The sequence below is a fragment of the Pseudonocardia pini genome (assembly GCF_013870575.1).
GTDB lineage: Bacteria > Actinomycetota > Actinomycetes > Mycobacteriales > Pseudonocardiaceae > Pseudonocardia > Pseudonocardia pini.
Genome location: NZ_JACBXB010001216.1, coordinates 1 through 1,053, shown reverse-complemented (window position 1 = coordinate 1,053; position 1,053 = coordinate 1). Strand labels below are relative to the sequence as shown.

General features: G+C 72.0%; 1 protein-coding gene. It reads right to left on the bottom strand.

The features are described from left to right. Positions 1–136 precede the first annotated feature (136 nt). A partial coding sequence (locus H5J29_RS33955) for a YVTN family beta-propeller repeat protein (RefSeq protein ID WP_181784946.1) occupies positions 137–1,053 on the bottom strand: 917 nt, incomplete at its 5' end.

Sequence of the window (1,053 nt, the reverse complement as noted above, 5' to 3'; positions counted from 1 at the left end):
GAAGGCGACTCGGAACACCCGTTGGCCCGCGCGATCGTCGCCCACGCCCGGACCGCCCGGACGGCCACGTCGATCTGCTCGGACTCGCTCATGACCCGACCTTCCCCCGCGGGGGTCAGCGGGTCATGAGTAGCCACTACTCCCCCTCGAGGCTGAAGACCGCGAGGGAGTTCCCGTCGCTACTCACGACGTAGCCGCGGGAGCCGTCGGGGCTGGTCGCCATGCCGTTCGGGGCGGGGGCCGCCACGGAGAACGTCCGGGTCACGGCGTTCGTGGCCGTGTCGACCTCGCTGATGGTGTCGTCCCCCTGGTTCACGACGTACGCGTGCGCGGCGTCCGGCGAGAGCGCCACGTAGGCGGGTCGCTGCCCGACCGCGACCGAGTCGACGACGGTGGGGTTGGAGCCGTCGTGAATGTCGACGACCGCCAGCGTGGCCGTGTCGTAGCTGGTCACGTAGGCCCGGGTGCCGTCGGCGCCGATCTTGACGCAGCCAGGGTTGGCCCCGACCTCGACGGTCCCGGTCACGGCCTTGTCCGCCAGGTTCACCACGGACAGCGTCCCGTTGGTCGCCCCCGTCACGTACGCCTCGGTGCCGTCCGGGGACAGCCCGACGGCGAACGGCCCGCCGGACACCCGGATCGTGCCGCTGACGGAGTTGCTCGCGGTGTCGACGACGGACAGCGTGTTCGAGTCCCGGTTGGCGACGTAGACCGTGGCCCCGTCGGGGGACACCGCGATCCCGACCGGGCTCCTCCCCACCTGCACCGTCGCGGCCACGGTGTTCGACGCGATGTCGATCACCGCCAGCTGACCTGCGGCGATGCTGGTGACGTAGGCGTGCGAGTCGTCCGGGGACACCGCCACCAGGACCGGGCCCTCGCCGACGGGCACGGTCGCGGTGACGGTGTTGCTCGCGGTGTCGACCACCGAGACGTCGTTCGAGCCGTTGTTGGTCGTGTAGGCGTACGCCCCGTCGTGCGTGACGGCGATGCGCCCGGGCTGCTCGCCGATCGGGACGTCCGCGAGGGGTGCGCCGAAGGCCACGGGCGCGG